The sequence below is a fragment of the uncultured Clostridium sp. genome, assembly GCF_934754925.1.
Classification (GTDB): Bacteria; Bacillota; Clostridia; order Clostridiales; family Clostridiaceae; genus Clostridium.
Genome location: NZ_CAKVJA010000075.1, coordinates 1 through 6,333, shown reverse-complemented (window position 1 = coordinate 6,333; position 6,333 = coordinate 1). Strand labels below are relative to the sequence as shown.

Here is a 6,333-nt window from a genome sequence, read left to right as displayed (position 1 = left end):
CAGATATAGTAATACTTTCATCCTTATTAAGTTTATAACTTGCGCCTTCATATGCTGTGACAACAGTTTTAGCTTCATTTAAAACAGCAACCTTTTTAGCTTCAGTAATATAATTACCTACTTTAGGAACAAATGCAGCAGATAAAATTGCAATAATAGCTAATACAGCAACAAGTTCAATTAAAGTAAATCCTTTTTTCTTTTTTTTAGATTTAAGAGTTTTAATTTTTAAGTTCAACAAGGCTTCATCTCCTTTAACAAATAATAAAAATATGAATATTTCATGAAATAATTCTTTTCAAAGTATGAACTATAAATAAATCAGATATTCAAAAAAATATAAAAAAAAATTACAAAACTTATATTTTTGTAAAAAACTCTAAAAAAATATGAATAAATTATCCTCAAAAAGGATAAAACAATAATAGAGATAACAAATGATAAATAAATTTATTATTTATAAGTTTTAAATGAAAAGTGAATATAATATGTTTGTTGTATTCTATGTTTAATTTAAAATTTATAATTTATAATGTTATCTCTTTAAGGGTTTTAATCTATTTCTTTCAAGATATATAGTATGCGTAGTTATTTTTAGGAAATAACAGAGATATTAATTTTTGAAAGTGCTATTTGTATATAAGAAAAGCTTTATAAATGCACATGATGGTTCGAGATAGTATTTTAATATTAACTGAGATTAATATTAAGCATAGCTTCGGATATTTTCTATTTAGACATACTGCAATAAGAATGATAAAGAGATTTATCAGGAGATTACTAAAGTTATGTGTAATACACTTGTTAACAAGTCATAGGGGATAAAGGACTATCTTGTATATTAAAAATAGTATTTTAGGTTTATAGTTTTAATAATTTTATATTATTAAAAAGTAAAGCTTAAATAAAATAGATTAAAATCCTTTTAAAAATAAAAATAAGCTATTTTCTTTATAAAATTATTAAAGCTACCTATACAGGTAGCTTTAATATTATAAAAATAAAGGTTTAGCAATTAATCCAGATTCATAAGCATAAATTATAGCTTGAGTTCTATCCTTAACATTTATCTTTATAAATATATTACTAATGTGTTTTTTTACAGTATTTTCGCTTATATTAAGATTTTTAGAAATTTCAAAATTACTTAATCCGTTAGATAATTGAGATAAAATTTCTAATTCTCTTCTAGTTAGAGGAGTTCCTAAGTTGCTTTTTCCAGTAATAGTTGCAGCAGGTTCATCTTCTACTAACCTATATAATAGTTCTCTATCATAAAACTTAGTTCCAGTAGAAATTTTATGAAGAGCATAATTAATATCTTCTTCAGCAAATGTTCCAAGCATATACCCATCAACGTTTAATTTTGATACTTTAAAGAACATATCCTTACTTTCATTAAAATCAACAATTAATAATTTAAGTTTAGAATAATTATCTTTAACAGATAATATGTTATCTACTGATCTTAAATCTTCCTTAAATAAAGTAATAATTAAGATAGTATCTTCAGTATCATTTATAAGCTCATTATCCGGATTATCTAATGCTTTAAAGCAATCCTCAATAGAAGTAAAAGAGGTGATACTTTGATACTTATCTTTTAATATTGATTTAATTCCTTCATGTATTACAGGATATTTACATAATATAGAAATCTTCATTTAATCACCCCTTGCATAATTTACATAAATTTCTATTAAAATTATACAATCAAAAAATGTAAAAGTCTATTCTTTATTACATTAAATGTAAAAATTTACACTCTGGAAGTATTCATAATATATAAAAGAATTAACACTAAGTATTAATTAAAAAGTAGCAATACTTAGTATTAAATAAAGTAATAAAATTACTATAAGAATAATAATATTTAAATAAATATAGAAATTTAACGATAAAAAGATGATTTCATAAAATTTGTATTATTTTAAAAAAATTACCTTAAAATAATGATATTTATTTAAATTTATATTAAAAAACAATATAAGAATTAAGGAAAATGATTACAAAGGCCTCAAACTACTACTAAAGTAGTAGCATTAAATACTACTATGTTTTACAAAAGTGATTATAAGGAGAGTTACTTTACGTAGTAATAAAAAGTAGAGTTTACATTGTAAAACCAATAGGTAATTTACCTATAAAGTATGTAAATATATAATCTATATGAGAATAAATGGTAAATAATATTATGTTTTGGCATAAGAGGGTACTAAAAAATTTACATAAATAAACAATAATTATGAGGGGGGAGTAATTTTGCAAGATTTAAGATTATTAAATCTAAGCAGAAGAAAAAAAAACTTAATATTATTATTAGTTGATATATCAATAATAGTGTTGGTTTATACTACATTGGCTCTATTAAATGTAGATAATGCTAATTTAACAATAGGAGCATTAGCAAATATAGTCATATCAATAATTACTTATGTATTACTTCTAAAATTAAATAATATGTATAGTTGTATTTGGATTAATGCAGGTGCATATGAACTTACAAAAACAATGGTAGCATCGATATCAGCATGTATATTAGTTACATTAATAACATTAATTATACCAAATACAATTTCAGTAGTAGGTAATATATTAGCTGGAATAATAATAATGATAGGACTTACAGGAGTTAGACTTTCATTAAGAGTTTTAACTAGAAGTTTAACATATTCTGTAGCTGATAGAACTAAAGGTAAATATAACATTCTTATTATAGGGGCAGGAGACTGTGCTTCAACAATTATAAGTGAAATAAGAAAAGAAAAAAGTAATGATTATAACATTATAGGAATTATAGATGATGATGAAGCAAAATTAAATACTCTTTTAAATGGAGTTAAAGTATTAGGAAATAGAGACAATATAGTTGAAATAGTAGAAAGAGAAAATATAGATCAAATATTATTTGCAATAGCAAAGATAGATGGAGAAGCAAAATCTAAAATATTAGATATATGTAGCAAAACTACAGCAAAAGTCAAAGTTATACCAGGATATTATCAACTTTTAGAAGAAGGAATATCAGTTAATAAAATGAGGGATGTAGATTTAAGAGATTTAATTGGTAGAGAAGAGGTTAAATTAGATAAGTCAGGTATAGAGAAATATATAAATAACAAAATCGTTTTAGTAACTGGTGGTGGAGGTTCAATAGGATCAGAACTATGTAGGCAAATTGCTAAATTTAATCCAAAGTTACTCTTAATATTAGATATATATGAAAATAACGCATATGACTTGCAAAATGAATTATCATACAATGAACCAAATTTAAATAAAAAGGTAATAATTGCTTCAGTAAGAGATAAAGCAAGATTAAGTCAAATAATAAGTGCCTATAAGCCAAATATAATATTCCATGCAGCAGCTCATAAACATGTACCTTTAATGGAAGATAATCCATCTGAAGCAATAAAAAATAATGTAATAGGTACATTAAATATGGCACAACTTGCTAGCCAATATAAAGTAGAAAAATTTGTTTTAATTTCAACGGATAAGGCAGTAAATCCAACTAATGTAATGGGTGCAACAAAGAGACTATGTGAAATGATAGTTCAAGCTGTTAACAATGAAAGAGGAAATAAAACAGAATTTGTTGCAGTTAGATTTGGTAATGTATTAGGAAGTAATGGTTCCGTAATTCCATTATTTAAAAGACAAATTAAAAATGGAGGACCACTAACTTTAACTCATAAAGATATAACTAGATATTTCATGCTTATTCCAGAAGCAGCTCAACTTGTACTTCAAGCTGGTGCATATGCAAAAGGTGGAGAAATATTTGTTTTAGATATGGGTAAACCAGTTAAAATTTATGATTTAGCAGAAAACTTAATTAGACTTTCAGGATATACTCCAAATAGTGATATAAAAATAGAAATAACAGGCCTTAGACCAGGAGAAAAATTATATGAAGAATTATTAATGAATAATGATAACCTAACAAAAACAGCACACAATAAGATATTTATAGATAAGCCAGAAACTATATCACTAAATAAAATAATAAAACAAATAGATGATTTATTATTTGTTGCTAAGATAGGAAATAAAAATATGTTAAAGGATAAGTTAAAGGAAATAGTCCCAACATATAATTCACCAGAGTTCTATAACAATAAAAAAGTATTAGAAGAAGCAGCAGTTACAATAGGGGGTAAAGAGTAATGGAAGCATTAAAAAATAAAGAAGTAGAAGAAATTAAGAAAGAAAATAAAAGAATATATTTAGCATCACCACATATGGGAGGGCTAGAAGAAACTTTTGTAAAAGAAGCCTTTGATACAAACTGGGTAGCGCCACTTGGACCTAATGTAAATAATTTTGAAAAGGAAATTGCTGAATATGTAGGAATAGATCATGCATCAGCATTAGTTTCTGGAACTTCAGCAATACATTTAGCCATTAAGCTTTTAGATATAAAGGCTGGAGATGTAGTTTTCTGTTCATCATTAACTTTTGCAGCTAGTTGTAATCCAATAATTTATGAAGGAGCGGAACCGGTATTTATAGATGCTGAGTATGACAGTTTAAATATGTCACCAATAGCATTAAAAAATGCATTTGAAGTATATTCAGCAAAAGGAAGGTTACCAAAGGCAGTAATAGTAGTTCATCTTTATGGACAGCCAGCTAAAATGGATGAAATTATGGCTATATGTAATGAATATAATGTTCCAGTAATAGAGGATGCAGCAGAATCCCTTGGAGCAACTTATAAAGGAAAACAAACTGGAACAATAGGTAAGTATGGAATTTATTCTTTTAATGGTAATAAGATAATAACTACTTCAGGTGGTGGAATGCTTGTTTCTAATGATGAAGAAGGAATAAAGAAATCAAGATTTTGGGCAACTCAAGCTAGGGATAATGAAAGATATTATCAACATACAGAGTTAGGATATAACTATAGAATGAGTAATATTGTTGCTGGAATTGGAAGAGGGCAGCTTAGAGTTTTAGATGAAAGAATAGATAAAAAGAAATATATATATGAAAAATATAAAGAAGCATTTAAGGATATTAAAGATATAGAAATGGCTAAGATATGTGAATATGGTGAACCAAATTATTGGTTAAGTATAGGAATATTAAGTCCTGAATCAAAGGTTAAACCACTTGATATTATTTTAGAGTTAGAAAAGGAAAATATAGAATCAAGACATATATGGAAACCAATGAATATGCAGCCTTTCTATGAAAAGTATGATTTCTTTAAGGATAATGATAATGAAGAAATTAGTGTTGGAGAAGATATTTTTAATAGAGGAATATGTTTACCTTCTGATACTAAGATGAGTGATGAAGAAATTAATAGAATTATTAAAATTATTAAGGGATTATTTTAAATTAAGAAAATACTAATTTAGATGTGAAAAATTAGGGGTTGGTATGAGTAGGATTTAGGGGAAGAAGACTATTCATAAAAAAGGATGGGGAAATATGCTTATAAAAAGAATATTAGATTTTATTATATCATTGGTAGCACTAATTATTTTGTCACCATTGATGTTAATTATTTATATATTAGTAAAAATTAATCTTGGATCACCGGCGTTTTTTGTTCAAGAAAGAGTTGGAAAAGATAACAAAGTTTTTAAGATGATTAAATTCAGAACAATGAGGGATGCCAGAGATAAGAATGGTAATTTACTTAGCGATAATGAAAGAGTTACAAAGCTTGGAAGCTTTTTAAGAAGTTTTAGTTTAGATGAGTTGCCAGAGCTTATAAATATTATAAGAGGTGATATGAGTCTAATTGGCCCAAGAGCATTATTAGTTCAATATTTAGGACTTTATAATGATGAACAAATAAGAAGACATGAAGTGCTTCCAGGTCTTACTGGATGGGCACAGATAAATGGAAGAAATTCTATTACTTGGAGTGAAAAGTTTAAGCTTGATGTTTGGTATGTAGATAATTGGTCCTTATGGTTAGATATTAAAATTTTCTTTTTAACTTTTTGGAAGGTTATTAAAAGGGAAGGTATTAACCAAAGTGAAAGTGTTACAATGGAATATTTTAATGGGACAAACTAAGTAGTTAAGTAATTGGGGAAGTAATAAATATAAATAAATCAAGGAATATAAGAATTTAAATTTGGGGACTGCTTTACAGAATAGTAACAGACGACAGGAGGATGAAGATGATAGATAAATTATTTGATTTAGATGAGCTAATATGCATTTTCAAAAGGAGATTTTGGATAATTATAGTTGTTACATTAGCATTGAACTCTTTAGCAACTTATAAAGTATCAAAATATAAACCAAGTTATACTGCAAGTATGCAAATATTTGTGGGTGATAAAGATAACATGTTTAAAG

6 protein-coding genes are annotated in these 6,333 nt (G+C 25.9%); 4 read left to right on the top strand and 2 right to left on the bottom strand.

Translation table 11 applies throughout. From position 1 onward, the window contains the following. On the bottom strand, nucleotides 1-241 hold a 241-nt coding region (locus Q0G30_RS13610), incomplete at its 3' end, for a prepilin-type N-terminal cleavage/methylation domain-containing protein (RefSeq protein ID WP_294391136.1). A 751-nt stretch (nucleotides 242-992) separates the two neighbouring features. Further along, complete coding sequence (locus tag Q0G30_RS13605) at nucleotides 993-1,664, bottom strand: response regulator transcription factor (protein ID WP_294391133.1); 672 nt, start codon at nucleotides 1,662-1,664, stop codon at nucleotides 993-995. A 598-nt stretch (nucleotides 1,665-2,262) separates the two neighbouring features. On the opposite strand from Q0G30_RS13605, the gene Q0G30_RS13600 reads away from it, so the two are divergent. The 4 genes from Q0G30_RS13600 to Q0G30_RS13585 form a co-directional block, all read left to right on the top strand. Further along, entirely contained in the window at nucleotides 2,263-4,173 is a 1,911-nt protein-coding gene (locus Q0G30_RS13600; RefSeq protein WP_294391130.1) for a nucleoside-diphosphate sugar epimerase/dehydratase, read from the top strand. After that, the gene (locus tag Q0G30_RS13595) at nucleotides 4,173-5,354 is read left to right on the top strand and encodes a DegT/DnrJ/EryC1/StrS family aminotransferase (RefSeq protein WP_294391127.1); all 1,182 of its coding nucleotides are present in this window, start codon (nucleotides 4,173-4,175) and stop codon (nucleotides 5,352-5,354) included. Before Q0G30_RS13600 ends, Q0G30_RS13595 begins: the two co-directional genes overlap by 1 nt. 94 nt (nucleotides 5,355-5,448) lie before the next feature. Beyond that, nucleotides 5,449-6,045, top strand: a complete 597-nt coding sequence (locus Q0G30_RS13590) for a sugar transferase (protein WP_294391124.1) — start codon at nucleotides 5,449-5,451, stop codon at nucleotides 6,043-6,045. 107 nt (nucleotides 6,046-6,152) lie between these two features. Then, nucleotides 6,153-6,333: Wzz/FepE/Etk N-terminal domain-containing protein (locus tag Q0G30_RS13585; RefSeq protein ID WP_294391120.1), on the top strand; the 181-nt coding region annotated here is incomplete at its 3' end.

Excerpts from the sequence above, each read along its gene's own strand:
- Q0G30_RS13605 (WP_294391133.1), bottom strand. The coding sequence starts at position 1,664 with ATGAAGATTTCTATATTATGTAAATATCCTGTAATACATGAAGGAATT.
- Q0G30_RS13595 (WP_294391127.1), top strand. The coding sequence starts at position 4,173 with ATGGAAGCATTAAAAAATAAAGAAGTAGAAGAAATTAAGAAAGAAAAT.
- Q0G30_RS13590 (WP_294391124.1), top strand. The coding sequence starts at position 5,449 with ATGCTTATAAAAAGAATATTAGATTTTATTATATCATTGGTAGCACTA.